The sequence below is a fragment of the Bosea sp. BIWAKO-01 genome (assembly GCF_001748145.1).
Classification (GTDB): Bacteria; Pseudomonadota; Alphaproteobacteria; order Rhizobiales; family Beijerinckiaceae; genus Allobosea.
Map to the genome: position 1 here is coordinate 448,858 of NZ_BCQA01000001.1, position 26,015 is coordinate 474,872.

At 64.0% G+C, this 26,015-nt stretch carries 27 protein-coding genes, 2 tRNA genes and 2 pseudogenes; 15 read left to right on the plus strand and 16 right to left on the minus strand.

Annotated features, from left to right (window positions below; all coding sequences use genetic code 11):
• A complete protein-coding gene (locus BIWAKO_RS01990) occupies positions 1-3,189 on the plus strand; it encodes an efflux RND transporter permease subunit (protein ID WP_069877114.1) in 3,189 nt (1,062 codons plus the stop codon).
• Positions 3,190-3,464: 275 nt separating this feature from the next.
• Here the strand turns inward: BIWAKO_RS01990 and BIWAKO_RS01995 are convergent, their stop codons facing one another.
• Positions 3,465-4,277 (minus strand): zinc-dependent alcohol dehydrogenase family protein, encoded by an 813-nt coding sequence (locus BIWAKO_RS01995; RefSeq protein ID WP_244523337.1) that lies wholly within the window; start codon positions 4,275-4,277, stop codon positions 3,465-3,467.
• Entirely contained in the window at positions 4,274-4,471 is a 198-nt protein-coding gene (locus BIWAKO_RS36555) for a hypothetical protein (protein ID WP_244523338.1), read from the minus strand. Before BIWAKO_RS36555 ends, BIWAKO_RS01995 begins: the two co-directional genes overlap by 4 nt.
• Positions 4,472-4,598: 127 nt before the next feature.
• Between BIWAKO_RS36555 and BIWAKO_RS02000 the strand changes: the two genes are divergently transcribed.
• Positions 4,599-5,483, plus strand: coding sequence for a LysR family transcriptional regulator (locus BIWAKO_RS02000; RefSeq protein ID WP_176733245.1), 885 nt, complete (start codon positions 4,599-4,601; stop codon positions 5,481-5,483).
• Between the two features lie 155 nt (positions 5,484-5,638).
• On the opposite strand, the gene BIWAKO_RS02005 is transcribed toward BIWAKO_RS02000, so the two are convergent.
• Positions 5,639-5,729 (minus strand) — tRNA-Ser (locus BIWAKO_RS02005).
• A gap of 92 nt (positions 5,730-5,821) precedes the next feature.
• On the opposite strand from BIWAKO_RS02005, the gene BIWAKO_RS02010 reads away from it, so the two are divergent.
• Positions 5,822-6,226, plus strand: a complete 405-nt coding sequence (locus BIWAKO_RS02010; RefSeq protein ID WP_069877116.1) for a hypothetical protein — start codon at positions 5,822-5,824, stop codon at positions 6,224-6,226.
• A gap of 111 nt (positions 6,227-6,337) precedes the next feature.
• Here BIWAKO_RS02010 and BIWAKO_RS02015 read toward each other — a convergent pair whose 3' ends face one another.
• A complete protein-coding gene (locus BIWAKO_RS02015) occupies positions 6,338-7,318 on the minus strand; it encodes a glycerophosphodiester phosphodiesterase family protein (RefSeq protein ID WP_069877117.1) in 981 nt (326 codons plus the stop codon).
• 105 nt (positions 7,319-7,423) lie between these two features.
• Here BIWAKO_RS02015 and BIWAKO_RS02020 point away from each other — a divergent pair, with 105 nt between their 5' ends.
• Positions 7,424-7,705, plus strand: a complete 282-nt coding sequence (locus BIWAKO_RS02020; protein ID WP_069877118.1) for a type II toxin-antitoxin system HigB family toxin — start codon at positions 7,424-7,426, stop codon at positions 7,703-7,705.
• Positions 7,702-8,847 carry a transglycosylase domain-containing protein gene (locus BIWAKO_RS02025; RefSeq protein ID WP_069877119.1) on the plus strand — a complete coding sequence of 382 codons (1,146 nt, stop codon included), beginning with the start codon at positions 7,702-7,704 and terminating at the stop codon, positions 8,845-8,847. Before BIWAKO_RS02020 ends, BIWAKO_RS02025 begins: the two co-directional genes overlap by 4 nt.
• Before the next feature lie 71 nt (positions 8,848-8,918).
• Here the strand turns inward: BIWAKO_RS02025 and BIWAKO_RS02030 are convergent, their stop codons facing one another.
• On the minus strand, positions 8,919-9,149 hold the full coding sequence (locus tag BIWAKO_RS02030; protein WP_069877120.1) for a hypothetical protein: 231 nt from the start codon (positions 9,147-9,149) through the stop codon (positions 8,919-8,921).
• Between the two features lie 90 nt (positions 9,150-9,239).
• Positions 9,240-9,515 carry a PilZ domain-containing protein gene (locus BIWAKO_RS02035; RefSeq protein ID WP_069877121.1) on the minus strand — a complete coding sequence of 92 codons (276 nt, stop codon included), beginning with the start codon at positions 9,513-9,515 and terminating at the stop codon, positions 9,240-9,242.
• Positions 9,516-9,797: 282 nt separating this feature from the next.
• Between BIWAKO_RS02035 and BIWAKO_RS02040 the strand changes: the two genes are divergently transcribed.
• Positions 9,798-10,265, plus strand: a complete 468-nt coding sequence (locus tag BIWAKO_RS02040; protein WP_069877122.1) for a hypothetical protein — start codon at positions 9,798-9,800, stop codon at positions 10,263-10,265.
• 92 nt (positions 10,266-10,357) lie between these two features.
• Here the strand turns inward: BIWAKO_RS02040 and BIWAKO_RS02045 are convergent, their stop codons facing one another.
• The gene (locus BIWAKO_RS02045; RefSeq protein ID WP_069877123.1) at positions 10,358-11,314 is read right to left on the minus strand and encodes a metallophosphoesterase family protein; all 957 of its coding nucleotides are present in this window, start codon (positions 11,312-11,314) and stop codon (positions 10,358-10,360) included.
• A 408-nt stretch (positions 11,315-11,722) separates the two neighbouring features.
• On the opposite strand from BIWAKO_RS02045, the gene BIWAKO_RS02050 reads away from it, so the two are divergent.
• The 4 genes from BIWAKO_RS02050 to BIWAKO_RS02070 all read left to right on the plus strand — a co-directional run bounded on the left by BIWAKO_RS02050 (position 11,723) and on the right by BIWAKO_RS02070 (position 15,650).
• The gene (locus tag BIWAKO_RS02050; RefSeq protein WP_069877124.1) at positions 11,723-12,352 is read left to right on the plus strand and encodes a 2OG-Fe(II) oxygenase; all 630 of its coding nucleotides are present in this window, start codon (positions 11,723-11,725) and stop codon (positions 12,350-12,352) included.
• A 406-nt stretch (positions 12,353-12,758) separates the two neighbouring features.
• A complete protein-coding gene (locus tag BIWAKO_RS02055; protein ID WP_141739940.1) occupies positions 12,759-13,448 on the plus strand; it encodes a hypothetical protein in 690 nt (229 codons plus the stop codon).
• Positions 13,449-15,140: 1,692 nt separating this feature from the next.
• Positions 15,141-15,344, plus strand: coding sequence for a hypothetical protein (locus BIWAKO_RS02065; RefSeq protein WP_069877127.1), 204 nt, complete (start codon positions 15,141-15,143; stop codon positions 15,342-15,344).
• A 114-nt stretch (positions 15,345-15,458) separates the two neighbouring features.
• A complete protein-coding gene (locus tag BIWAKO_RS02070; protein WP_069877128.1) occupies positions 15,459-15,650 on the plus strand; it encodes a hypothetical protein in 192 nt (63 codons plus the stop codon).
• A 3-nt stretch (positions 15,651-15,653) separates the two neighbouring features.
• Here the strand turns inward: BIWAKO_RS02070 and BIWAKO_RS02075 are convergent, their stop codons facing one another.
• The 3 genes from BIWAKO_RS02075 to BIWAKO_RS02085 all read right to left on the minus strand — a co-directional run bounded on the left by BIWAKO_RS02075 (position 15,654) and on the right by BIWAKO_RS02085 (position 16,813).
• Positions 15,654-16,037, minus strand: coding sequence for a DUF4376 domain-containing protein (locus BIWAKO_RS02075; protein WP_244523339.1), 384 nt, complete (start codon positions 16,035-16,037; stop codon positions 15,654-15,656).
• Positions 16,034-16,231: a hypothetical protein gene (locus BIWAKO_RS02080; protein WP_141739941.1), complete on the minus strand. Its 198-nt coding sequence runs from the start codon at positions 16,229-16,231 to the stop codon at positions 16,034-16,036. Before BIWAKO_RS02080 ends, BIWAKO_RS02075 begins: the two co-directional genes overlap by 4 nt.
• A 339-nt stretch (positions 16,232-16,570) precedes the next feature.
• Positions 16,571-16,813 carry a peptidoglycan-binding domain-containing protein gene (locus tag BIWAKO_RS02085; protein ID WP_069877131.1) on the minus strand — a complete coding sequence of 81 codons (243 nt, stop codon included), beginning with the start codon at positions 16,811-16,813 and terminating at the stop codon, positions 16,571-16,573.
• 347 nt (positions 16,814-17,160) lie between these two features.
• Between BIWAKO_RS02085 and BIWAKO_RS02090 the strand changes: the two genes are divergently transcribed.
• Positions 17,161-17,236, plus strand: a tRNA-Ile gene (locus BIWAKO_RS02090).
• A gap of 91 nt (positions 17,237-17,327) precedes the next feature.
• Here BIWAKO_RS02090 and BIWAKO_RS02095 read toward each other — a convergent pair.
• The 4 genes and pseudogenes from BIWAKO_RS02095 to istA all read right to left on the minus strand — a co-directional run bounded on the left by BIWAKO_RS02095 (position 17,328) and on the right by istA (position 20,819).
• On the minus strand, positions 17,328-17,852 hold the full coding sequence (locus tag BIWAKO_RS02095) for a DUF4376 domain-containing protein (protein WP_084651117.1): 525 nt from the start codon (positions 17,850-17,852) through the stop codon (positions 17,328-17,330).
• A 9-nt stretch (positions 17,853-17,861) separates the two neighbouring features.
• Complete coding sequence (locus BIWAKO_RS37540; protein ID WP_465247423.1) at positions 17,862-18,497, minus strand: glycine-rich domain-containing protein; 636 nt, start codon at positions 18,495-18,497, stop codon at positions 17,862-17,864.
• Positions 18,498-18,722: 225 nt separating this feature from the next.
• Positions 18,723-19,319: pseudogene (locus tag BIWAKO_RS02100) on the minus strand (ATP-binding protein); the annotation flags it as partial.
• Positions 19,319-20,819: pseudogene (istA, locus tag BIWAKO_RS02105) on the minus strand (IS21 family transposase). The pseudogenes istA and BIWAKO_RS02100, both read right to left, overlap by 1 nt.
• A 211-nt stretch (positions 20,820-21,030) precedes the next feature.
• On the opposite strand from istA, the gene BIWAKO_RS02110 reads away from it, so the two are divergent.
• The 4 genes from BIWAKO_RS02110 to BIWAKO_RS02125 all read left to right on the plus strand — a co-directional run bounded on the left by BIWAKO_RS02110 (position 21,031) and on the right by BIWAKO_RS02125 (position 24,007).
• Complete coding sequence (locus BIWAKO_RS02110) at positions 21,031-21,237, plus strand: hypothetical protein (protein WP_069877133.1); 207 nt, start codon at positions 21,031-21,033, stop codon at positions 21,235-21,237.
• Between the two features lie 395 nt (positions 21,238-21,632).
• On the plus strand, positions 21,633-22,730 hold the full coding sequence (locus tag BIWAKO_RS02115; RefSeq protein ID WP_069877134.1) for a glycine-rich domain-containing protein: 1,098 nt from the start codon (positions 21,633-21,635) through the stop codon (positions 22,728-22,730).
• A 492-nt stretch (positions 22,731-23,222) separates the two neighbouring features.
• The gene (locus BIWAKO_RS02120; protein ID WP_069877135.1) at positions 23,223-23,819 is read left to right on the plus strand and encodes a hypothetical protein; all 597 of its coding nucleotides are present in this window, start codon (positions 23,223-23,225) and stop codon (positions 23,817-23,819) included.
• A complete protein-coding gene (locus BIWAKO_RS02125) occupies positions 23,816-24,007 on the plus strand; it encodes a hypothetical protein (protein ID WP_069877136.1) in 192 nt (63 codons plus the stop codon). Before BIWAKO_RS02120 ends, BIWAKO_RS02125 begins: the two co-directional genes overlap by 4 nt.
• A gap of 74 nt (positions 24,008-24,081) precedes the next feature.
• Here the strand turns inward: BIWAKO_RS02125 and BIWAKO_RS35180 are convergent, their stop codons facing one another.
• Together BIWAKO_RS35180 and BIWAKO_RS02135 are read right to left on the minus strand one after the other, a co-directional pair.
• Entirely contained in the window at positions 24,082-24,945 is an 864-nt protein-coding gene (locus tag BIWAKO_RS35180) for a hypothetical protein (RefSeq protein ID WP_141739943.1), read from the minus strand.
• 651 nt (positions 24,946-25,596) lie between these two features.
• The gene (locus tag BIWAKO_RS02135) at positions 25,597-26,001 is read right to left on the minus strand and encodes a thermonuclease family protein (RefSeq protein ID WP_069877138.1); all 405 of its coding nucleotides are present in this window, start codon (positions 25,999-26,001) and stop codon (positions 25,597-25,599) included.
• Positions 26,002-26,015 lie beyond the last annotated feature (14 nt).

Sequence of the window (26,015 nt, forward strand, 5' to 3'; positions counted from 1 at the left end):
ATGATCTCCGCGGTCTTCGTTGATCGGCCCCGCCTCGCCATCGTCATCGCCATTGTCACCACGATCGCCGGCCTGCTCTCCCTGCTGGCGATTCCGGTCGCGCAATACCCCGACATCGTGCCGCCGCAGGTCTCGGTGACGACGGTCTATCCCGGCGCATCGTCCCAGGTCGTCGACGCGACGGTCGCGCAGCCGATCGAGGCCCAGGTCGTGGGCGTCGACAAGATGATGTACATGAAGAGCGTCAGCGGCAACGACGGCAGCTACACGCTGCTCGCCTCGTTCGAGCTCGGCACCGATCCCGATATCAACGCGGTCAACGTCAATAACCGCGTTCAGATCGCCCTGTCGAAGCTGCCGCAGGATGTCCAGCGCCAGGGCGTCACGGTCAAGAAGAAGTCCTCGGCCCTTCTCGGCGTGCTGGCCGTCTACTCGCCGAAGCGCACCTACGATCCGCTCTTCCTGTCGAATTACGTCACCATCAACATGCTCGACCGGATCAAGAGCACGCAGGGCGTCGGCGATGCCGCTCTGTGGGGCGCGCAGGATTATGCGATGCGCGCCTGGATCAAGCTCGACGAGCTGACCGGGCTCAACCTGACGACCGGCGACCTCATCGCCGCCATCCAGTCGCAGAACGTGCAGGCGGCCGTGGGCCGGATCGGCGGACGGCCGATCTCCGACGACCAGCAGCTTCAGCTCAGCATCCAGACCAAGGGGCGGCTGGCCACGACCGAGGAATTCTCCAACATCATCCTGCGCACCAACCCGGATGGTTCGGTGCTGCGACTCGGCGATGTCGCGCGGCTGGAGCTCGGGGCCAATAATCTCGATCGCGACACGCGGCTCGGCGGCAGCCCGGCAGCCGTGATCGCGCTCTACCAGGCGCCCGGCGCCAACGCGATCACCACGCTCGACGCCGTCCGCGCCCAGGTCAGGGAGCTCGCCAAGAGCTTTCCCGAAGACCTGGAATGGAAGGTGACCTACGATCCGACGGCCTTCATCACCGCCACTATCGACGAGGTCAAGAAGACGCTCGTCGAGGCCTTCGTGCTCGTCGTCATCGTCGTCTATCTGTTCCTGGGGAGTTTCCGCGCGACGCTCATCCCGACCCTCGCGGTCCCCGTCAGCCTCATCGGCGCCTTCATCGTCCTCAACGCCATCGGCTACTCCGCGAATTCGGTTTCGCTGCTGGCCGTCGTGCTTGCCATCGGCATCGTCGTCGATGACGCGATCGTCGTGGTCGAGAATGTCGAACGCGTGATGGAGGAGCGGCCGGAGCTCACGCCCGGCGAGGCCACGAAGGTCGCCATGCGGGAAATCACCGCGCCGATCATCGCGATCACGCTCGTCCTGCTCTCCGTCTTCGTTCCCGTCGCCTTCATTCCCGGCATTGCCGGTGAGCTGTTTCGGCAGTTCGCCGTGACGGTCGTCGTCGCCATGGTGCTGTCGGCGATCAACGCGCTCACGCTCTCACCGGCGCTGTGCGGCGTCCTGCTCAAGCCGCATCACGGCCCAAGGCGCGGCCTGATGGCCCATGTGATGCGCAGCATCGACCGGGTCCGCGACGGTTATGGCGCGGTGGTCGCGCGCATCGTCCGCTTCTCGGTGATGGGCCTCATCCTCGTCGCCATCGCCGCGGTGGGCATCGGCGGCCTCTCCAGATTGACCCCCACCGGCTTCCTGCCCGAGGATGACCAGGGCGCCTTCTTCGTCGTGGTCCAGTTGCCGGACGGCGCGGCGGTCGGGCGCACGTCGGCCGTCGTCCAGCAAGCCGAGGAGATCCTGAAGGGCGAGGCTACGATCGCCGACTACACCTCAGTCGTCGGCCTCAACTTCATCGACAATTACTCGCAGGCGAACTCCGCCTTCATGGTCGTGACCCTCAAGCCGTTCAGCGAGCGACAGGGGGCCGATCTCGGCGTGCCCGCCATCATGCGCCGGCTGGCGCCGAAATTCGCGCAGGTCCAGGGCGGCACCGTCGTGCCGCTCGCGCCCCCGCCGATCATCGGCCTTGGAACGGGCGGCGGCTTCACCTATGTGCTGGAGGATCTGCGCGGCGGCGATCCCAAGACCCTGGCCCAGGTGGTCCGCGGCCTGACCATTGCCGCCAACCAGGACCCGCGACTGTCACGAGTGTTCAGCACCTTCTCGGCGACGACGCCCTCGATCTATCTCGATATCGACCGCAACAAGGTCCAGATTCTCGGCGTCAAGCTCCAGGACGTGTTCCAGGCGCTGCAGGCCTCGCTCGGCGGCTATTATGCCAACGACATAAACCTGTTCGGCCGGACCTGGCAGGTGCAGCTCCAGGCCGAGGCCGTCGACCGCGCCTCGATCGACGACATCTACCGGATCAATGTCCGCAGCGCCGACGGCAAGATGGTGCCGCTGCGCAGCCTGCTGGAGATCCACGTCGTCGTCGGTCCGCCCGCGCTGATCCGCTACAACAACCTGCGGGCCGTCACGATCCAGGGCGGCCCGGCGCCCGGCGTCTCCTCGGGCGAGGCGCTCAACGCCATGCAGGAGGTCGCGGCGCGCGTACTGCCCGCGGGCTATGCCGGCGAATGGACCGATACCGCCTTCCAGGAGAAGCGGGCCGAGGGCAAGACGCCGATCATCCTCGCCTTCGCCGTGCTCTTCGCGTTCCTCTTCCTCGTCGCGCTCTACGAGAGCTGGACGATTCCGGTGCCTGTGCTGCTCTCGGTCTCGATCGGCATTCTCGGCTCCTTCGCCTTCATGGTGCTCGGGCACCTGACACTCGATGTCTATGCCCAGATCGGCATGATCGTGCTGATCGGCCTTGCCGCGAAGAACGGTATCCTGATCGTCGAGTTCGCCAAGGAACAGCGCGAGAGCGGGGTTCCCCTGCTCGAGGCGGCGGCAGAAGGCGCCCGGCTGCGCTTCCGGCCGGCGATGATGACCTCGTTTGCCTTCATCCTCGGGCTGCTGCCGCTCGTCATCGCCACCGGCGCCTCGCAGCTCGCCCGGCGCAATGTCGGCACTCCGGTCTTCGGCGGCATGATCTTCGCCTCGCTGCTCGGAATCTTCGTGATCCCGCCGCTCTACGTCTTCTTCCAATCAATGCGGGAACGCCTGCGCCCATCGACGAAGCCGAAGCCGATTGCAGAGGCGGCGACGCCACCGACTGGGGAGGCCGCGGCCAAGCCGCATAGTCCTGCCGAGTAGCGTTTGTGGCGGTTCGATCGGCCACGGCTTCTGTCATGGCCCGAGGCGAGGGCGAGGGAGCCGCCGCGATCCAGCCACAAGCCGGCGCCGCCCGGACCACCGTTGCCGGAACCGCCAGGTTCGCTGCACCGCGGCAACCCCAGCCATGACGCGCCCAAGCGGTGCTATCCCGCGCTTGATCGCGATCATGGATTCAATCAGCGCAATCTGGTTGCCATCATCGTTTGCTCCTCTGTCTTTCTTGTTCTCCGCGCCGGCCGGAAAGCGGTGCGGCCTCAAAACGTCAGGACGACCTTTCCGAAATGCTCACCGGCCTGAAGGTGCCGCAGGGCTTGCGAAGCCTCCGTCCAGGGGAAGACCCGGTCGATGACGGGGCGCGTATCCCCGCCGGCGAGCCCGTTCATCAGGGCATCCAGCGTCGCGCGTGATCCCACCGGGACGCCGCGAACGATCGCCTGCTTTCGGAAGATGTCGAGCGGGTTGATCGAGCCGTCGTGGCCGCCGAGATAACCGATCACATTGATCTGCCCGCCCGACCGGATCGCTTTCAACGATTGTGTGAAGCTTCCCGGCCCGCCGACCTCGAGGATGTGGTCGACGCCCCTTCCGCCCGTGAGCGCGAGCACGGAATCGGCCCAGGCCGGGTGCTTGCGGTAGTTCACCCCGGCCCAGGCCCCGAGCGCCTCGGCCCGGGCGAGCTTTTCGTCGCTGCTCGAGGTCACGATGACCCGGGCCCCGACCAGGCGAGCGAACTGCAGGCCGAAAAGCGCGACGCCCCCGGCTCCTTGCACCAGAACGGTTTCTCCCGGCCTGAGCGCTCCGAAGGTCACCAGCGCCTGCCAGGCCGTGGAGGCCGCGCAGGGCAACGCGGCCGCATCGATGTCCGAGAGCGCGTCCGGCACTTTGACGAGGCGCTGTTCGTCGAGCGTCACCTCCTCCTGCAGCATGCCGTCCAGCGGTCCGCCAAGCGGAAGGCCGGCTCGGCTGATGTCGAACCGGCCATCATCCCATTGGCCCCAGAATGCCGAAACGACGCGGTCCCCAATCGCAAAGCGATCGACCCCCTCCCCCCACGGCGACGACCTCACCGACCCCATCTGAGCGGGACGAGCGGCAGGGGATAAGCGATCGAGAACCGCCCCTCGACGATCTCCAGGTCGCGATAGTTGAGGCTTACCGCGCGCAGGCGCAGCCGAACTTCGCGGTGTCCCGGTGGGCGCGGCTCACGCCGTGTGATCGCCAGGCCGTCCAACCCGTGCTTGTCGATGACAATGGCTTTCATCGGCTCTCGCTTTGCATGACCACCCGCTCGCGAGAGAAGGAGGACGTTTCATCGAAGCGGACGATTGACCGGCTGAAGATCGGTATGCAAATGCATAATGTTCATAAAAATAATGCCGGATAAGCATATGCTGGATGAACTCAAGGCCTTCGTCCTGCTTGCGGAGACCGGGTCTGTGCAACGCGTCGCCGAACGCCTGCTGCTGACGCAGCCGGCGGTGACCCGGCAGGTCCAGCGGCTCGAGCGCATGCTTGATGCGACGCTGCTCGATCGGCGTGCCAAGCCGGCGACGTTCACGCGGGCGGGGGTCGTGGCGCTGGAGCGCGCCCGCGCCATCCTGGCGTCTGTGGACGAGCTGAAGCAGGTCCTGGCTTCCGATGCCGAGCCGGCTGGTCAGCTGAGGCTTGGGGTTGCCCATACGCTGGCCACCGCCGAACTGGCCGAAGCGGTGGAGTCCTTGCGCCAGCACTATCCGAACCTTGCACTCCAGTTGGTCAGCGGCTGGACGCCGGAGCTCGCGGCGAAGGTCGAGCAGGGCACGCTCGACGCCGCCATCCTGCTATCTGCCGGCGATGCGGGCAGCCTTGCCGAACCGGCCGGGAGAATCGTCGGCACGGAAGATGTCCTGATCATCGCGCCGAAGGCACTGCGTGTGCCGAAGCGGGCCACTCTGGCGGCTCTGGCGGACCATGGCTGGATTCTGATGCCGGACGAGACATGCGGTGCGCGGCGTGCGCTCCGAACCGCGATCGAACGGCAAGGCGGCCAGTTCCTGATCGCGGCGGAGGTTCACGACATCGAGCTGCAGATTTCCCTCGTCAGCAAGGGGCTGGGGGTCGGCATCATGCCGAGGCGAAAGCTGACCGCCGGCCTGAAGCAGAAGCTCCAGATCGTCGATGTCGGCGATCCGCAGCTGCGGCTCAGCGTTTTCGTCAAACGCGCAAAATATCTCTCCGGCATCAACAGGGGCATCGATTTCCTGGAGGAGGAGCTCATCCGGATCATGAAATAGACCGGGCGGCATCGGCGGGCCCAGGCGGACCCGACCGCCGATACCGGCCATGATCGCCTTCATCGACGAACACCCGGAGCCTATGGGGTCGAGTCTGCTCCAAAATCGCAGACAATCGTCGGCCAAAGGGATTGAAAATAAAGGGATAAAATGAGTGGCGGAGACGGAGGGATTCGAACCCTCGATACCCTTGTGGGGTATGCTCATTTAGCAAACGAGTGCCTTCAGCCTCTCGGCCACGTCTCCGTTACCGGCTCTATGCCCGATTGCCCGGCGCTTTGACAAGCCGTCAGTGTGAAAGATTATCAGCCATCTTCGTCGGGCTGAGGAAATGGCCGATGCACGCTGCCCCGAAAGTGATCGTGTCGCCCGCACACGGAGGCACCCGCCTGCGCCGCCTCGGCGCCGGGCTCGTCCTCCTGGCTGCTGCCGCGATGCCGCGTCCGGCAGCGGCCCAGGTGCAGTTCGTGGCTTGTGACAATGGCTTGCGCTGCGTGCAGGCGCCCTGCCCCTCGAGAGATGTCGTTCTCGTGCCGTCAGGCCGGCGCTATGCGAAGATCGATCCCGACCTCTCCAGCCTGCGGCCAGCGGATGCTGCACGCCGCGACCTCGCCACTGGCCTCTATTCCGGGCGCCTCGTCCTCGCCGGCACGGTGGAGGACGGACCGCCGGTGCGAATCACGGCGACGAAGGTCATTCGTCGCGCGACTGCCCATGAGGCGGCCCTCTGCCGGCGCCGCTGAAGCCTCGGCCCGAAAAGCGGATTGCGGTTTTCGGGGAAGCCTATGTAATTACAGATGGTTAGATCATCGCACCGGATACGATATCTGGTCCAATGATCCAAGGGCACGCCGTCAGCGCGTCGGCTTCACCGCCCCGGCAATCACGGCGATCTCGTCGGTCCAGATCCCGCCTGAATAGCCCGCGGGCAGACGGGACAAGTCGTCCAGCGTGTCCAGGCCCGTCGAAAACCCTCCGCCGTGATAGGGGCCGAGCGCGAAGACCTGGGTGCCGGCGCTGTCGAAGCGGTTGAGGAAACGGCTTGGCCAGCCCCAGAGCCATGGCGCGATGTTGATCGGCACCAGGACGATCATTCCGCGGCAGATCTCGGGCATCACGCCGGTCCAGCCATAGGCGACATAGCGTGTCAGGCAGCCAATCTGCGTGCGCCTGGACATGGCCGGGATATCGGGCCGGAGGCGCCGCAGCGTCTCGACCGGCTCGTCCCCGCCATAGACGATCAGGCGCGCACGGGCCTCAGACGGCAATGCCCCCAGGACGGCGGCGAGCTTCTCGCCCTCGCTCCTGTCCCGGCTCTTCACATTGATGGCGAAGCGCCGCCCGGGAAAGGCGGCAAATACCTCGTCGAGCGTCGGCATCATGCCGATGCCCTTGCCGCGCAGCGGATGGGTCTTGCCACCATCGGCGGTATAGCCATGGCCGACATCGAGCGCCTTCAGCTCCGCCATCGCATGCTCCCGCGTGACACCCTCCCCGTTCGTCCGGCATTCCAGGGTCCAGTCGTGGAAGACCGCGAACTGGCCGTCGGTGGTCGGGTGCACGTCGAGCTCGACGATATCGGCCCCGGCCTCGAAAGCTGCCCGCATGGATGGCAACGTGTTCTCGATGAAATCATGGCGCTGCGGCAGCATGCGCGCCGCGCTGCAGACATCGGTGCGCAGATCGGTCTTGTCGTAGAGCTGGGTGATGCCGCGATGGGCGAGCAAGGTCGGCCTGCCCTGCGGCCGGGAAGCCAGGAAGCTGCTGTTGCCGATCAGGATGAAGAGCGTGAGGAAAGAAAGGGCGGCGAGCGCAAGGCGTGGGAGACGGCGCATCACTTCATCCTTTGAACCGCGGGCGCGAGCGCCTATCAATGTTCCCGAAAATGGGAGCGTTAGAGCAGTCGCTCCCAATTATGGGAACATTATGATCGCAGCGGCATGATCGTCATCGGAGCCTCGGCCCTGGTCGACTATGGCGAGGCGCACCCGCAGGCTGGCCCTGGCCTGCGCGCGCTGAACGCGCTGCTGCGACAGGCGTCCTGGGGGACGCGCGGCGAGCTTGCGCGCGATTGCGGCGCGGTTGCTCGCTTCGTGAGCGAAGACGCGGTTGCGCTTGCCTTGCCGCATGTTGGCTGCAGCGTGACGTTCAGGGTCAATTTCGAGTTGGGCGTGATCCGCATCACCGCGGTCGCCGCCCTCAACGAGGAGGACGCAACGTGACGGAGCGCCAAGGCCTTCCGGTCCGGCCGATCAAGAGCGAAGCAGATCATCACGCCGCGCTGGCCGAGATCGACCGGCTGTTTGCCGCGGAGCCGGGCTCCGAGGCAGCCGACCGGCTCGAGGTTCTTTGCCTGCTGGTCGCCGATTACGAACGCAGGACCCATCAGATCGCTTCGACGGACCCCATCGCCTATCTGACCCTCGCGATGCAGGCGACGGGGCGGACACAAGCCGAGCTCGCCGAGCTACTCGGCTCGCGCTCGCGCGCCTCAGAGGTCCTGAACCGGCGGCGGCATCTCTCCGCCGAGATGATCGCAAAGCTCAGCGAAGCCTGGGGCGTGGCGCGCGAGCCGCTTTCGGCGCCGTATGCGGTGGCGGGCAGCGTCAAGCGCACCGCGCTGCGCGGCGCCGCCCTGCTCGGCCTCCTCGCGAGCCTCAGCCTGTCGGCGATCGGCGGTCTGTTCTGGGCGCACGGCAGGGACCTGCCGAGCACGGCCGAGATCGCACGCTATGCGCCGCCCGATCTCGAGCGCTACGGCCGGGACGGCGGCCTGACGGCGTATCGCCGGCCGGTGCCGCTCTCGACCATCCCGCCCCATGTGCTGAAGGCCTTCCTCGCGGCGGAGGACCAGGACTACTACCGCCATGGCGGCTACAGCGTGCCGGCGATCCTGCGGGCCGCAGCCCAGAACCTCGCGAGCCTGGGCGAGAGCCGGACTCCGGCAGGCGCCGCCACCATTACCCAGCAGCTCGCCAAGAACCTGCTGCTGCCTGGCCAGCCGCCCTCGCTCGCCCGCAAGGTGAAGGAGATCGTGCTGGCCAGCCGGATCGAGGACGCCCTGAGCAAGGACCGGATCCTCGAACTCTACCTCAACCAGATCTATTTCGGCGGCTACGCCTATGGCATCGCGGCGGCCTCGGCCCAGTATTTCGGCAAGAGCCCGGCCGATCTCGGCGTTGCGGAAGCCGCCTATCTCGCGGCCCTGCCGAAGGCGCCGAACACCTACCGGCTCGACATCGCCGACAACCGCGGACGCGCCAAGGAGCGGCGCGACTGGGTGCTCCGACGCATGGCCGATGACGGACTGATCACGGCCTCCGCCGCTCAGTTCGCCCAGGCCGAGCCATTGGTCGGCCCTTGAGATCGGCATCGCTCAGCGTGGCGCTCCTGAGCCCCGGCACCAGGGCGGAGGAGCGTGAGGATCAGGACTGCCTAGTGGGAGATCGGCACTGTCGCCAGGAATTGCTCGACCGCCAGGGGCACGATATCGGCATCCGGCTGCGCGCTCGAAAGGCCGGCAACGATATGGCCCAGCCACCGCCTCATGCTCTCGCTGCTGGCGGCTTGGAAGCAGAGTGACGGCTCGATATGAGCCCAGGCGATCTCAAAGGCCTCGCGCGCTGTTGCGAGCTCGAGGAGTTCGGGAAGGGAGCTGAACGGCATAGGGCACCTCCGGCACCCGCAAAACTCAGCATCGAACCCGACCCGCGGCAAGATGACGAATTCCGACCCAAGCCGCAGCTCTCGCAGAGTTCAGTCGGCGCGTTCGGCATCCATGATGAAGGTCGCGCCGATCGAGTGCTGGCTGCGCCAGGCAATCCGCACGCAGCTGTTGATGTGCAGGGCCGGGGCGATCAGCCTGAAGACGTCTGGCGCTTCAAACCCCATCGGCACGCGCAGCTTCACACCGGACACCGAGACATCGCGGATAATGCAGGGAATCTCGTTGTTCTGGCCGGGAAGACGGATTCGCGCTTCCTGCACAACCTTCTTGCGGTGGTGGCGGCGCTCGTCAGTCTGACCCTGCAATTCACAAATCCCCGCCACGATCGATCGGTTCAAGTCTATCTGGAACCTGCGCCCGGCACGTTACCGATGACGTACAACCCGCAAGGAACCCGGGCAAGTCTGCCAGACCGTCCAGGCAGCCAACCCACAATGAGTTGATCGACAACCGCGCATGACAGGCGTGCATGGACAGGGGGTCGTTGGTAGCGGTGTGCCTGCGCGCCAAAGCCATGCAAGGTCGCTGGAGCGAGCGGAGCCGCCAAGTCTCGAAGAGCCCTTTGCTGCAGAGCAGGAGAAGAGATCATGCGCCACCATCTCAAGCTGAAATCACTTCTCATGCTCTTGGCCCTCCTGGCGAGCGTCGTGGCGCCCCTGCCCAGCCTGGGCACGGCCGAAGCGCAGGTCCGCTCCTCCGGTTCGCGACAGATGTCGGGGCAGACTGCACGCAGGGGCCACCATTCCAGCGCGCAACGGCCACAGCGTGGCAACAGGGCGCATGTGAGCCGGCCGCAGCACCGTCCGCATACGCGCCCGTCGCATGTCCATCGGCCGAGCCCGCATGTCCGGCATCATCGCCCGGGGCGTGTGACCGTCGTTCACCCGCGGCGTCACTGGCATCGCGGCGGAGCGGTTGCAGCGGGGGCGGCGCTCGGCTTCATCGCCGGGGCAGCGGCTGTCTCGCTCGCCGGCCCGGCGCCGCGCGCGGGCTATTGCTGGTATTACACCACGCCCCAGCGCACGACCGGCTTCTGGGACTGGTGCCCCCGCTGAACGGGTGCCTCACTCCGGCCGAATGCCCAAGGTTCCGCAGCGGAAGGGCCCGGGAACCATCGCCCTGGGAGCACGGTAACGCTTTCCCTCGTTCAAGAGCGCGCGAGCGTGCTGTCGATGATCGCCAAATCGTTGGCGCCCGGACGAATGGCTACGTTCGTGATGCCGAGAAAATTGCGGAGCTCGCCGGCCGGGACGGTCAGGGGACCGGGCGAGGCGGCACTCCCCGGCACCGGCTGGGGAAAGGCCGTGGACCGTGCGGTGTGGAAGGTCACGTTGCCCTCCACCTTCTGCATGATCTGGTGGATGTGGCCGTTGAGGACGGTGACGGACCCGAAGGGCCTGAGCAGTGCAAGCGCCTGCGCGCTGTCCTCGGTACCCCAGCCCCAATCGGCATAGACCGTCCAAAGCGGGATATGCGCGAAGACCACGATGGGGGCCGAGGCGCTGCGGCCGCGCAAATCGTCGGCGAGCCATTTCAGTTGCTCCGGCCCGAGTTGGCCGAGCCCGCCGGCCCTGAGGTTCACGACATTGACCAGGGCGATGAAATGCACGCCGCCCTCGTCGAAGGAATACCACCCGGCGCCCTGCTTGCCCTTGCCGTACCGCTGCGAATAGGCCTGCCCGTTGCCCTCGTCGATCACGTCATGTTCGCCAGGCACGTAGTGAACGTCCAGCCTCGCGCCACCGATGACACGCGCCGCATCATCGAATTGAGCGGCCGTGGAGAGATGCGTGATGTCGCCCGTATGGATCATGAAGGCGGGCTTGGCCGGGAGCGCCCCGATCTGGGCGATGGCCTCCGTGAGCGTGTCGAGAGCATGCGGGTTCGCAGCCTTGTCGAAGCCGACATGGCTGTCGGATATCTGCAGGAAGGTGAACCCCTTGGTGACCGCTTCTGCGGCTTCCGCCTTGCCGAGCAGGCCCAGCGAGACCGGAACCCCGCTTGCAACCGTCCAAAGCACGCCGGTTCCGGCCCAGATCATGCATTCGAGCGTCTCGCGGCGTGTGGTGGCAGGCCGCTCAGTATCGATCCGATGATGTGTCATGGTCGATCTCCCAAGAACGCAACCAGGCTGCGTTCATTGAGAAGACAGGTCTTCAGCGCCGTTTATTCCCGAACATGGGAATTTTCGTCATCGGCTCTGTGCAGCAATGCGACGCTCGGTCCGCGGGATGCGCGAGCGGGAGGATCGAAGCAAAACGCGGGCCCCGCCTCCGGCAATCGTGGTGCCGACACCGTGCGGATTCTCGCCCGCCGAACGGTTTCGCCGTGGTCCAGACAAGCAATCTTGCATCGTGAAGGCTCGCATGTATGGATAAGACACTATTCGGCTGCTCGATTCCTGTCTGCAAGCCTTGGAAAGTTCTCCAGCGCGCGCCGACAAGAACACTAGCACCTACATGCTTACCAACGGTCAAAATCACAAGATATAATCTACTAAGGGACCACGGCTATGGCTCTCAAACTACTGAATGCAGATGCGATCCGCGATAGCGCATTCTCCGTGCAACCTTATCCGCATTTCCTTGGTGAGAACTTTCTGAGACCTGAGGCCATCCCAGATATACGCAGGGATTACCCGGCCATTACGAAGCCGGGCTATCTGACCGTCGACGATATCGAACTGGCCGGAAGCTTTAAGCAGTTGATCGATGAAATGGAGAGCCCGGACCTTACCGAGGTGCTCTCGAAGCGCTTTGGCAAGGACCTCCACGCTTATCCGCGCCTGACCACTGTCCGAAAGCTCTCGCAGGCCAAGGACGGGCGCATTCATACCGATGGCCCCAGCAAGGTCATGACCGTGCTGCTCTACCTGAATGACGACTGGTCACCGGATGCGGAAGGCCGGCTGCGCGTGCTCTATGACGGCACGAATTTCGAGCCCTTCGCCTGCGAGGTGCCTCCGACCATGGGCGCCGTTTTCGGCTTCCTGCGCTCCGACAATTCCTGGCACGGCCACAAGCCTTTCACGGGCGAGCGGCGTGTCGTTCAGACGGCGTGGATCACCGACGCATCCGAGCTCGAGCGCAAGAAGAGCAGAAACACGGTCGCGAAGTTCTTCAAGAGCATCTTCGGCCGCTAGGTTCATTGTGGATGGCCCGCTCGGCAGACCGGCGAAGGTTTCGCGCCGGGCTTCCGCGGGCCATTGCGGTGCCTGGCCGAAAGCCGGGGGCCAAGAGCCTTGCGCCCATGGCCCGATAGGGCGTTCGACGCAAAATAGCGATTAAATCAAGGCCTCGATAGACCGTCAGGCATGACTTCGTGTCACCGGTCCATGTCACCTGACGAGGCCCGTACCTCCAGCGAAACGCAGTGTTGAGCAATCCCTCCGGGCCGCCTACGCTCTCTCCGTGATAGACCTTCCCCCCGCTTGGGCCCATCTTCAGCCGGCCTCCCTCAAGGCGCTCCTTGAGCCCCCCGGCAGGGTCCCGCAGGCTGTCCGCCTCACGCCCGATAGGCTCTCCGTCGAGGTCGCCCTTCAGGCTCCCATGGTCATCGCCGCGAGGCTCCTGCTGGCGCTTGCGGTGGAGAAGGGTGGACTGGTCCTCACCCCTGCGGGAGCCCTGAAGCGGGCCGATGTCCGGCATGTCTTCGACCGGACGGAGTGGCCGGGATACGACAAGGCCACCACTCCCGCGACGAACAAGGTCATCAACGAGCACGATGCCTACGGAGTCCTGTTCACACGGATCGTGCTGCAGGCAGCCCGGCTCCTGCGGAAGCGCTCGGGGGTGCTAAAGGCGAGCAAGGCAGGCAAGGCCATGCTGGCGCCCGAGGCCGCCCCCGCGCTGCTCGCCGAGCTGTTCGAAGCGACATTCTGGAAAGTGAACCTCCAGGACTTCGACCGGAACCCGCTTGAGTTCTGGCCCCAGCACCACATGGGCGTGATCCTGTGGAGCCTGTCGGTGACCGCGCATGGCTGGTCCCATGCGAAGGACCTGATGCCGGCCTGTACGATCATGGAGACCATCGAGGACCCGATTGCTCCCGACTTTCCCGAGTTCGCCCTGACGACGCGGGTGCTCCGGCCGCTGTCATGGCTCGGGCTACTCGAGAGCCGAAGATCGGAGAAGAGGCCCGACGGCGGGCTCGATGACGTTTTCCGGAAGACCCCGCTATTCGACCAGTTGTTGCGGTTTGAGGTGGAGCTGAAGGGCAGCAGCGAGGCGCGGCACTGAAGCGGAGATTTCGCGAGCTGGATGTTTGACCGGCCCCGTCAGCAGCAGCGCACCTCTCGCTTTCCGCGTCGGGCTTGCAGGTCCCCAGGGATGGCAGGCCATCAGCACCGCGCCGACGAGCAAGCGGGTGCTCGTGCTGTTTCAGTCTGGCGAGATGGAGGTCTGTTACCAGACCAATCACGGGGACGGCATCAAGGGCTCATGGCGGTTCTCCTTCGCTGATCGCGGCAGGCAGGCCCCATGGCCTACACATTGGCATCCTCTGCCCGCAGCCCTGACGCCCTCTGGGCGAGGAGGACAGCCTGAGTAGGTGGACGAAGGCCGAATGGTGGAAGGTGCTGCATTGTTCCGCATTCGCAGTCGGCGGTGTGATCTTCCTCGTGTTCTCTGCCGCGTCCCTGTTCGTGAAGATCGTGTCCATGGTTGAGGGTTGGGCCGAGCGAAAGGAACTGATGGCCCGCTACCGCCTCAAGGAGCCCGCCCATGAAGGAAGCGTTCAGTGTGTCCAAGGTAGATGCCGACGAGGATGATCTCGTTACCATTCGCATACGATCGAACGCGACCTATTGAGGCTTTAGACGGTCACGAGCGGATACACCGCCCTGAACAAAACGGAGAACATCGCCGAACTGGCGAGGTCGTTCCCGCCGACGCAATCGACGCCTGAAGAGATCGCGGGCCGCCGCGAGGAACGCCGCAAACGGATCGACGCGGCGAAGGCAGGCCAGCTTGCCCCGAAGGATCATCGCGGTCGGCATAACCGTTAACCGCCCGCTTGCACAAAGCTACATTCTTCCCCCATAAAGCCACGACTTCGCCACGAGTGTTACAAAGGGGCTGGTATGGCGAACCCGTTCTGTCGCGCCGGTATTGTCGGCTTGTTGGTATCTGGCTGCTCGGCCCAATCGGTGCCGACAGTCGAGTCAATCACGAAGCCGACGATGGAAACGTTTGCCCGTTTAGGGAGTTGGCGGCCCTGGCAACCAGCTCAACAAGAGAAGCTTCAGCCGGCTCCCGTCGTGCTTTCTGATGCTCCGCCTGAGCCGAGCAAGCCGATGTCCATCACGCCCGCGCAGGAGAAAATTACGGCTTCGATACCCAAGCCCGCGCCTGTGGTCGCTAGCGCACCCAAACGAACGCCTCCGCCGGTTCCCCGCGTTGTGCCCGCTGCGGTGCCAACGGAACCGAGCAAGAGCGTACCGACGCTAGTATCGTGCCGCACCAGCAACGAACCCGGTCAACGCGTCAGCATGGAATGCAGCCCTGTCGACTGACAGCTGCGATTCAGCTTCGGACCAATCGGCCCTCGAACGGCCAGACGGCGTTCTTCGCGTGCAGAACAGAGGAAGCAGCGATCATTGCGCCGTTTGCGGATGACCTTGAGGGTTATTTACGGGCCACCCAGGTGCTCGCCTCGAAGAAGCCGGGCATAAAGGCACAATTGATCGCAGGCGCGGGGCTTTGAACCGCATGACCATGTTCGTCGTCGGGACCAGGACTATGCAGAGCGGCGGGCTCTCCCAGCGAGCCTATTGCCTGGCACGTCCATCTCTGATTTTCGGACGTATTGGGCGATCCGCCGCGCGGGGACTGTAAGCAAGCGAAACCGGCACGGCCTGCGCCTCACGCTGGCCGCAACCGCCGTGGACACGTCAACGTGAGGCACGGTTAGCAGCTTGATGGGGGGACGGAATGAAGGAGCCAGATTGGGACAGCCTGCGGCAGGACCAGTTGATTTATGCTGCCGCGGTCAACGCTTGGCACGCAAATCGGAATACTCAGCGGATCTACACGCTGCTCTGTTGGGCGACCGGTGTCGCTGTCGGGCTTTACGTGCACCACGTAGGCTGGCGCGGTCTGCTGGGCGGTTGGCTCTGGACTGCCGATAAGCTCTGACTGTCCCGTTTTTCGGCCGTCAACGATCGACAACCACTGAGCGGATCGGCTGGTTTGTGGCTTGCAAGCCGTCAGGTCAGGCTTGTTGCGGGTTCAGAAAGGGAGACCCGCAACATGTTCACTGATTTCACTCTTGCCATCCTGCTCGCCTACTTCGCGCTGGAATGCTCGGTCCATATTCGGGCGATCAGGATGCGCATGAAGAGGCGCCACAGCGCCAAGGAGCGCGCCCTCGACCGCCTCGCACTGAAGGTCGTGCGGCTATCGGCTGGTGTCGCGATGGCCTTGCCCCTCGCCGCCGTCTGACGGTCAATCAGCGGCGGTAAAGGCCGCATCTACCTCCGCCGCCGTCGAGATCGTTCCGGCCTCGATGGCGGCTTTCACACGCGCGAACGTCTGAAACGTGGCGCTGGCGTGCGCTTGAACCCCGTCGCTGATCAGAGCCATCGCGGTGGCATTGACCGGATAGGTGTTGCCGTCGGCGCCATGCCGGACTGTGGTCCAATCAGGATCAGCCGCAGCGGCCACGCGCGCGTCCATGATCATGATCTTGCTGTGATCGTCGGTCGCGACAGGAACACCGGCCACCGCGATCCCACCGATCTCAACCAGCCAGCGCAGCTCGGCAGCGTAAGCGATGAGGTTGACCGGCGCCAGCACCAGGGGGAATACGCCCCGGCTAGCCGGGTTCATCCGGGCTCGACGTCGTCGGGGCATTCGAACCAGTCGATTTCCGCGACAAACCTCCCCTCGGGATCGGTCTCCGTCGTTTCAATCACGACATCGTCGTCGCTCAGGGTCGCCTGAAGGTCCTTCGGCACCGCTTTGCGGAACCAAGACACGCCTGCCCTGGGATGCTTATGCGAACGCGCCATCGAAAGAACCATCTGTAGCGCCCGCTTGTATCACTCGGGCGCCTGTACGTTCTTGATTGAGCGGTTTTTCTTTGCTGATCAGCCCCTGAGAAGGGGAGTGGTGCCCAGAGCTGGAGCGCCAGAAGTGAACAATTACAACGCGTTGACGTTCGCAAACCTTCGAAACCGGCCTCAACGTTCCCAATAGGTTACGCGCCGTCTCGCAAACCTTTCTCCCCCTGTTCGCCCCTCCGCGAGGTGGCGCCATGAGCGACCCGGCGGGCTGGGTTCTGCCGGGTATCGTAGTGACGGTCTACGCCGGCTGGGGCCTGTGCTGGCTTAAGCGCCGGTGGCGCTCGTGATGATTCACTATCACGGCACGCCCATCACTCCGGTTGATGCGCTCTGCCGAGCCGGTGCGGGTACCGGAGCAGCCGGCCTGCCAACCTGCAAGGCTAACCAGGTCTTCGGTCCTGCGATGCCATCGGGATAAAGCCCGGCGGCACGCTGAAAGGCGACAAGAGCCGCCCGCGTCTTCAAACCTAAAAGGCCGTCGGCCGGGCCAGGATCATAGCCGAGCGAAAGCAGCGCGGCTTGCACCTCGCGAATGTCCATTTCGAAGCTCCGGGTTTGGAATAGGCGACGCGCGACGCGGATGGCCAAGCACAAGCAACCCTCATCGTGAATGAGGGTTCACTCCTCGCGGCAACTGCTCTAGAGAACCGCGGCAGTATCAGGGGTGCGCTGTGGATCAGTCAGAGTTCTGTTGCGAAACGTGCGGCTCTCCGCATGTCTCGATTCCTGCCAATCTTTGCCCTGACAGCGCAGTTCGGTGCGGCAGATGCGACAGCTTCATCGCAACCTGGGCAGACTATCGACAGGCGATCATGCTGGTCGTGTCTCATCGTGGCGCCGTCGCAGCCGACCCCACCCCCGCATCTGCGCTCCTGCATTAGGCCACTGGGGGCGTAGCTCAATGGTTAGAGCCGGCCGCTCATAACGGTCTGGTTGCAGGTTCAAGTCCTGCCGCCCCCACCAATCGCCACGTTCGCCGAGCCGAGCGCGATCAGCGCCCGCTGTGCTGCCCGAATGTCCATGGCGGAAGCTCCAGATATGATCGGTAGGCCCCTCAGCCGAAGGCCGCTTCGATCTCGGCGGCCGTCGTGATCGTCCCGGCCTCGATTTGCGCCAGCACCGCCCCCTCGATGCCGAACACCGTTCGGACATGCTCGCGGGCGGCGATCGCGAGCTGAGGGAAGTCCGCGTTGCTCACTGGGCGGAACACGCCGTCAGCGAACTTCCACGGATCGCCGTCAACGCGAACATTGAGCGCGATCGCCTGCAGCTCGGAGAGGTATTTGCCTTGGCTGCGATCGTCCGTGTGGATCTGCCAGCCATGCCAGGCGGTCCCTGCCTGCTCGGCGTGCCAGCGCCGATCGGCAACATAGCCGATCAGTTCGGCCTTGGTCGGCAACGGGGGCGGATGCGGCGGCGAGTACGCGCCGTCCACGTAGGACCCGCCCTCTTCGACCGTTTCCCCAACGGCGAAGATCGTTGCCGCGACATCTGGATGGAAAACGTCCGCTGGCACGATGCCGTCAAGCCTAATAATCTCTGCCACTCGGCCGTCTGCGATGCGTGCGTACTGTGCCATGTAATGCCCTTAGAATTCGAGGATGACCTGGCCGCCAGAGCCAACGCCGCCATTGGCGAATAGCGCGCCGCCTGACGCGCCGCCGCCCGGGAAGCCGCCATTCGCCCCCTGAACGGCCACCCCGGTGGTAACTGAGTTGGTGAAATTGCCAGTGTAGGAGGGGCCGCCCTGCGCCAAAACGAACAAGCCTGCACCGATCGAGTAGGCGATGCCGCCGCCGAAGCCGGGGCGATTGATTGTGCCGCCACTACCGCCCACCCCGCCTGCGCCGGAACCAGCTTGGATCGCGCCGTTGGCTGCTGTGCCGCCAACGCCCCCGAGCGCCGAGATGAGCGCACCGAAAGACGAGGTGCCGCCTGGGCCGCCGTTAGTTGGGCCTACACCAAGGCCAGAGGCTCCACCTGCGCCGACAACGACATTGTAAGATACGCCAGGCGTGACAGGGAAATCGCCTTCGCGATACTCACCGCCACCAGCGGCAGAGGCGACTGAATTGGCCGCAGCGGCTGCGCCGCCGCCACCTCCGCCGCCCGCCCATACTTGCGCGCGCACGCGGAAGACACCCGCCGGGCAAACCCAAGCAGTGGTGCCGGGCGTAGAGTAGACCAGCGTCGTGCGAGCAGCATTCTGTGTCAGGCCAGCCATTTGAATCGCAGTGCCGTCATAGATGCCGCGCAGAATCCCGCCGACGCCGAGATCGCCGGCGAGAAGGGCCGCGCCACCGGGGCGAAGAATTGACTTTGTGCCCGTCAGGCCGGTGACGGCCAACGTCGCCGCTCCGGTGTTGGTAGCGGTCAGCAGGATGTTGAGCGGAACCCCGATCAGGTCGGACCAGGCGGCCGGAGCAGGGTCTAGCGTGACAGTAAGCGCGTTCGCCGTGACGATGACGGAGCTCTGTTCGTAGAGGCGGCTGATCAGGTGGAACAGCAACTGGCCGCCGGATTGGGCGAAGGGCAGATAGCCGAGTTCGTCGAGGACGATGAAGTCCATGCGCGAGAGATAGTCGGCCATGCGGCCTTGCCGGCCGGCGCGGGCCTCGGCCTCGAGCTTGTTGACGAGATCGACGACGTTGAAGAAGCGCCCCCGCGCGCCGGCACGGATGCAGGCCCGGGCGATCGCGATGGCGAGATGGGTCTTGCCGGTCCCGGTGCCGCCGACGAGAACGACATTGCGCTGATGCGCGATGAAGTTGCCGCCAGCCAAGTCGTGGACGAGCGTCTCGTTGAGCGGAGTACCGTCGAAGACGAAGTCGCCGACATCCTTGGCGAGGGGCAGCTTGGCGATGGTGATCTGGTACTTGATCGAGCGCGCCTGCTTCTCGGCGATCTCGGCCGATAGCAGATCGCCGACGATGCGCTGGGGTTCGTGCTGGCGCTTCACCGCCGTGGTGATGATCTCGTCGAAGGCGGCCTTCATGCCGTAGAGCTTGAGCTCGCCCATGGTGGCGAGAATCTCCGAGCGTTCCATCACACGGCTCTCCTGAGGCTGTCGTATCGGGCACAATCGGCCGCGGGCTCATGGCGCAGGCGAAGGGCATCGGGCGTCATGATGGTGATCGCAGCCGCCGGCTCCCGGCGCCGGGCCAGGATGTTGAGAATGACGTCGGCGGAATGGACGCCTTGCTTCAGCCCCTCGGCGCAGGCGGCTTCGACCGCCGGCAAGCCGTCGCTCAGCACCGTGGTCAGGATATCGACCATCTGTCGGTCACCATCCTGCACCGCCGCCAGCTTCCGGCGCACCCGATCCAGCGAAGCCGGAAGGACCCAGTCCTTGAAGGGCGCGCCATTGCGCAGGGCGCCCGGCTTGCGGGCCAGCACCGGCACATAGTGCCAGGGATTGAAGGCGGTCTGGTCCCGACCGTAGCAGCGGGGATGCTCGCCGACGATGCGGCCGTCCTGGCGCAACTCGACGCGATCGGCATAGGCGCGGATCTCGACCGGCCGGCCGATCGCGCTCGCCGCGACCGAGTACTTGTTGTTGTCGAAGCGCACCAGGCAGGTCTTCGACACCGCGGCCGGCAGCGCATGGAAGCCGTCGAAGTGGCCGGCATAAGGCACGAGGCTTGGCCGCTCGGCTTCGAACGCCTCCCAGATCGTTTGATCGCGCCGCTCGGGATGGCGGTGGGCCTTGGCATAGCTGAGCACCTGATCCATCAGCCAGGCGTTCAGCTCGTCGTAGTTCTTGACCCTGAGCCGCGGCGCGAAGAAGCGCTCGCGCACCAGTCCGACCTGGTTCTCGACCTGCCCCTTCTCCCAGCCGGAGGCAGGCGTGCAGGCGACGGGATCGACCAGATAATGGCTGCACATCTGCAGGAAACGGCGGTTGTAGGCGCGCTCCTTGCCGACGAAGATGGTCTCCACTGCCGTCTTCATGTTGTCGTAGATGCCGCGCGTGCAAGCGCCCTTGAAGAAGGCGAACGCCCGGTCATGGGCACCGAAGACCATCTCCTGGCTCTCGCGCGGATAGGCCCGCACGAACAGCATGCGCGAATGGCAAAGCCGAACGTGCGCCACCTTCACCTTGGTCGTCGCACCGTTGATGACGACGATCTCGTGGCTCCAGTCGAACTGGTAGGCCCTCGCCGGGCGCAAAGCTCAAAGGCACATAGGCATCGGCCGTGACGGCGGACTGCTCGCGTCGCCAGCCCCGCGCATAACGCCGAACAGCATCATAGCTGCCCTCGTAACCTTGGCCCCGCAACTCCTCGAAGATACGGATCAGCGTCAGACGCTCGCGGGCCGGCTTGCCATCGTTCACCGTCAGCAGCCGATCCAGATCGCCACGCCAAGGACCGATCCGCGGCAGAGGCTGCACCTTCCGCTCGTACTCGAAGCTGGTGGCACCCGAGCGCAGCACCTTCCGCACCGTGTTCCGCGAAACGTGAAGCTCGCGGACAATCTCCTTGATCGTCTTCTTCCGGACCGAAAACTCGCGCCGGATCCGCGCAATCGTATCCACGCCCTTCATCCCCCGCCCGCCCGTCTGAAACCTGAACGGGCAGTCTCACCGAAACCGGCTCAAGGGGGTCAAAGTTGGATGCCGATCCCCCGCCTCACGGGGGCAAACTTGCACGCCGAAACACAGCCAACAGCCGGCTAGTCACCAACTCACCCCTCGGGCGGCCGATCGCCCGCACCTTCGTCGTATCGCGGCACAGCCGCAGAAACGGACCTTAAAAATGGATACCAACGCAGAAGGCACCGGCGCCCGCGCCAATGCCATCATGACCGCCGAGGCCGCGAAGGGCCGCGAGGCGCTTGCAAAGCATCTGGCCTATGAGACCGACCTCGACTTCGAGACCGCTATTGCGGTCCTTGCTGCCGGCCCTGCGGAGCCGCCGCTCGACCGCATTCTGCGAAATTACCGCGCCGCTACAGGTCAGTGACGCAATACCCGACATCACAGCGGCACTGCCGCAGAAGCGTCAAAAGCCGGCTGGGCGAAGGCGGCAGCCAGGCACAACGCCGGGCGGTCGACGGCGTAGACCCGCGGTCTCCGAGTCTTCCGTGATTGCTGGCGTTCCGAGTTTGGCGGAAATTCTGCGGGGCTGAGCAAGCCCTTTGGGCGAACCAGGCTGGCGGGCGAATGCCAGCCTGGCTCTGGCCGGGGACGGCCGAATCAAAGCGCGCCTCGGATGTCGAAGTTGGGCGCCAAGATCCAAAGAGTTTCAACAGGCTCTTTCGGCGCATCGTTCATCCTAACGGATACGCCCGACCAATTTTCCATTCCAATTGCGCTGGCCCTGGCCGCGCGCCTTTCCCCACCTTTCAGGAGACGCACATGCTTTATCAGCCCCCGACCGGCGGCGCTGCCAACGACCCGTATGTCGGCGCCAACCCAGGCGCTGGGATTGTCGGATCTAAGATTCCCCCCAAGGCCGTCGAACACCATCAGCGCGAGCTTATCGCGCTGATCACCAAGTCTAACCGTACGCCATCCGAATCCGTGCTGACGCAGGTCGCGGACTCGGTTCGTTCTGGCTGGATGAACTGGCGCACGGCAGGCGGCACGGCGAACGCGCTTACTGTCACGCTCGACCCCGCTCCGACCGCCTGGTCCGACTTGGTCGGGATGCCACTTAACATCCTGCTTACCGCCACGAACACGGGCGCGGCAACGTTGGCCGTCGCCGGCCTGACGGGCACCAAATCCATTCTTCGACCCGGTGGCGCGGCCTTGGTCGCTGGCGATCTCGGCGTCGGCGGCATTCTGCGCGGAATCTATGACGGTACCGCGATTCAAATGGCTGGCCTGACGCAGAACTCGGCCCGCACGACGCTGGTCTTCTCTACGCCTGGCACCACTGCTTGGGTTTGCCCGGCGGGTGTGTTTGGGGTGCGTGCGCAGGTATGGGCGGGCGGCGGTGGTGGCGGCGGCGCGGCCGCGGCTGCCAATTCTGTCGCCTCTGCGGCCGGCGGCGGCGAGTACCGCGAGGGTTATTTCCCAGTTACGCCGGGCACCTCCTACAATGTTGTTGTTGGTTCGGGTGGAGCCGCCGGGCTTGGCGTCGGGCCAACTAACGGCTCGACGGGCGGCGCATCGGCTTTCGGCGGCCTCATTTCGGCGCTGGGTGGCGTTGGCGGCACAGCGGCCAACGGAGCGATCCAAGCTGGTTCCGGATCAGGTGGCACGGGCGGCAGTGGCGGCACAATCAATCGCCCCGGGATGGGCGGCGGTATCGCCTACTCCATCGGCTCCGGCTTGTTCGTTTTGGCGCAGGGCGGACCCTCCTACACCAGCAATTTCACCAACACAGTTACCACCGGGGTGGCCGTTCAGGGACCGAATGGCAGCTTCCCTGGCGGCGGCGCGTCAGGCGGCGCGCTCTTCGCCAATGGCGGCGTAGGCTCTGGCGGCCAGGTTATTTTGGAGTTTTGAGGGCATTACATGGCACAGTACGCACGCATCGCAGACGGCCGCGTGGCAGAGATTGAAGTGGCCTTCGGTTGAGGGGGCTTTACCGATCTCTGGCGCCGGTCTGCCCCTTTGTGGCCGTCGCCGGTGCCGGCGAAGAATCGATCAGGCTGCCAAAGAGCATATCGTCGAACGACCTTGTCTGGCCGAAATGTGGATCAAAGGGCTTGGCGATGTCGGAGCGGCGTTCTTCGCCGGGCTTTCTTGATTTTTGGGCCACGTTTCGCCTCTGAAGATAAGTCCGTATTTTCGGCCGGACCATTCTGCAAAGTACGGCTTTGCGCGGATTCTCGCCCAGTCGCAAGTCACCGCGCACTCTTTTCCCCCTCAAAGCATCTGGCCGCCTTCGGGGCGGCCATTTTCAATTCTGGAGAATTTCCATGAACAATCCGAAGCCGGCCGACGGACCTGTCACGCTGCCGGATGGCGGCGAAGATCTAGAAAGCTAGTCGCGCCATGGCTGATATGAAGGCGCGGGCCATTATCGAGGCCGTCGACAAGACGGGTAAGACCTTTGACTCGATCGCCGGGAAGATGAAGGCGGTCGATAAAGCAGCCGCGGCGCTTGGCAAGGCCAAGGGCTTGGACGGCATGTCGCGGCAGATCGATGCCGTTGCCGTGTCATTGGACAAAGTCAGTAAGATCGACGCATTCCGCGGCTCACAGGCTTCTTTCGCAGCGGCGCGCACGACCTTTCGAGAGGCGCAGGCCAATGTCGCCAGGCTTGGCGTTGAGATGGCCAAAGCGTCCGCACCGACCGCAGCCCTGTCACGCGAGTACGCGGCGTACGTGAAGGCGCTGAACTTCGAGAAAGAGATTAATGCGGCGGAAGCCCGCGGCGAACTCACCAAGGCACAGTCGGAGAAACTCCGGCGTGAGGCCCGTAACGTCGGCGCGGAAGGTATCGGCTTCTCCGGCGAGCAACTTGCCAAACTTGGCCGCGAATATGTGCAGGCCGGGTACGAGGAACACGCCGCGGCGTTCACCCGAGCCGCCGGAACGAGCCGAATGCCGATGTCGATCGCCTTCGTTACGAAGCGCAAGATTTGGTGAATCGCATCGGTCTCGGCGAGTTGAAAGCCACGGTCGAGGGGCCGGTAACGGCCACGCTGGAAGGGCAGGCCAACGTTAATGTCAGCGTCAAGGTCGACGGCGGCACGGTCACTGGCATGTCGTCGACATCGTCCGGCAACGTCAAAGCGTCCGTCGGAACTTCGATGGGCCATCTGGTAAATCGATGAGATTGGCGGCGTTCGCGCCGTCATGCCCGCCCGAGCGACGCCGGATGTACGCGCGCTCGGGCGGGACTACTAAATCATCCCGGTTTGCCGGCGTATTGTTGCATCTGTTCGATCTTTTCAAGAATCTCCCTATTTGGCCCGACTTTCAATCGGATAGGGCAAATAGGATCACGTTCTTTTTCAGCAATGAGATAGATTTCGATGCCTTTAGACGTAGGCTTCTTCAGGACCAATTCGGCCAGCAAATCTTCTGCAAACGTGAGCATATTGTCGAGCGTGACTTCCATGTCGGCTAGGACATCAGTTTCCGGGCGTCCTGTCCTTTGCCATGTGGGAGGAACGATTGCGCCTCCCATTGCGGTGATCCGGCGCACGTTGGTAACAGTAAGCGTTCCCGAGTACCCACCCGGGTGCTCGACTGCGTTCCGAGCTTTAATGAACTCGGCTGCCCATTCAGCCTCTTTCGATAGCATTTTCGTAAGATGGTCGTCTGGGCCGAAGTTATTCTCGGCCCAAATCTCTACCTTAGACTTCCCGCCCTTTCGCAGATCGACAATATCACTTCCATCAATAAATTTCGTGCCAAAAACTAAATTGATGATAGATATTACGTCTCTAACGTAATTTTTGAATTCATATAAGAAATTGTGACAAAAATTGTCGAGACCCTGAATATATGGTAATTGAGCCGATTGATTGCTTCCTTCCAATTTCACTGAAGAAATATATTCGTTCATCTTTTCAATTATATTGTTGCGCAATCCCCTGCAATGAATTAGTTTCTGAGGCAAGGTAAAGAAATATAATTTTCGAATTGCATCTCGGGTTTCTTCCGGAACTTCCAGCCACTTAACCAAATCTGCCGTTTGAATACCCAAACGGGCTACAATTGGGCTTGGATTCTCGACGTCTGAAATTTTCTGAAACACGAAAACCATGGAGTGTACCGCCGCCCGTCGCGTTTGCACTATGCGCTACATTGCGGAATGCGCCCGAAAAGGCCAATAGGCACACGCCCAACCGCTGTGCTTATTTGTGGTGTCCACAGGCCGGAAGGCGGCGCCTAGGCGTCGCGGTCGCTTGCCCGACGTGAGGCAGGCGCTACAGTCGGCTCAATCCCGCCGTCGCTTCGGGCGTTGGAGGCCAGGGCGCCAGCAATGGCGCTATCATCTCTCGCGGCGGGATACTTCCGTGCGGTCGGCGTCTACTCCCGATCCGGCTCGGGATCGCGGCTGAATGCACATCTAGCCAGTGGCCCTACGCCTGAACTAGGACGGCCGCTGCGCCGACGATGAGCGCGAAGATCAGCGGCCACACCCAGAAATCTAGCGTGCGCCAAGGAATTTGCATGGGGTCGCCTCGGTTCGGCTCGCGCAGATAGTGGATTGCCACGTCAGCAGGGCCGTCGCTATTTCGGCAGGTAGCAGAACGCGATGCTCATATTTGCCGCCCTAGCCCGTCCCGTCGCTACGCTGACATGCGGCCACAGGAAGCGTCTAGGGCCTGGCTTACGGCCGGGTGGGGGGCGGCGCGGTACGCGAGCTATAAAGGCATGCGCGACACCGCCGAGATGGGTGACGTCTACGAGGTCAGCGCGGACACCAAGCCTGAATCCGCTGCGCCCTAGCCGCCCCACCGGCCTTCCAAGGCTGTGCCAGCCCTTCGGCTATCAGGATCGCTCCGAGGTCACCCTTGGCCGTCCTGAGCCTCGCCAGAGTCCTCCCGTAGCGATCCGTGCACCGGCCGGAGCTTTCGCACCTATCTATCGTCACCGGGCCGGCTCGCAGGAGTTCAGCCAGGCGTTCCTTGGCCAGCAGACCGAGGATCAATTCATCCTCGCAGCGCGCCCCCCGCGTCTCAGGCGCGTCGATGTTCAGGATCCGGATGCGCTCGCCGGCGATGTCGACGGTGTCGCCGTCAATGATAACCACGCGTGGCTCGGCGAAGGATGCGGTCGCGCAGACCAGGGCGAACAGGAGGACGAGGTGTTTCACGGGAACTTTCACTC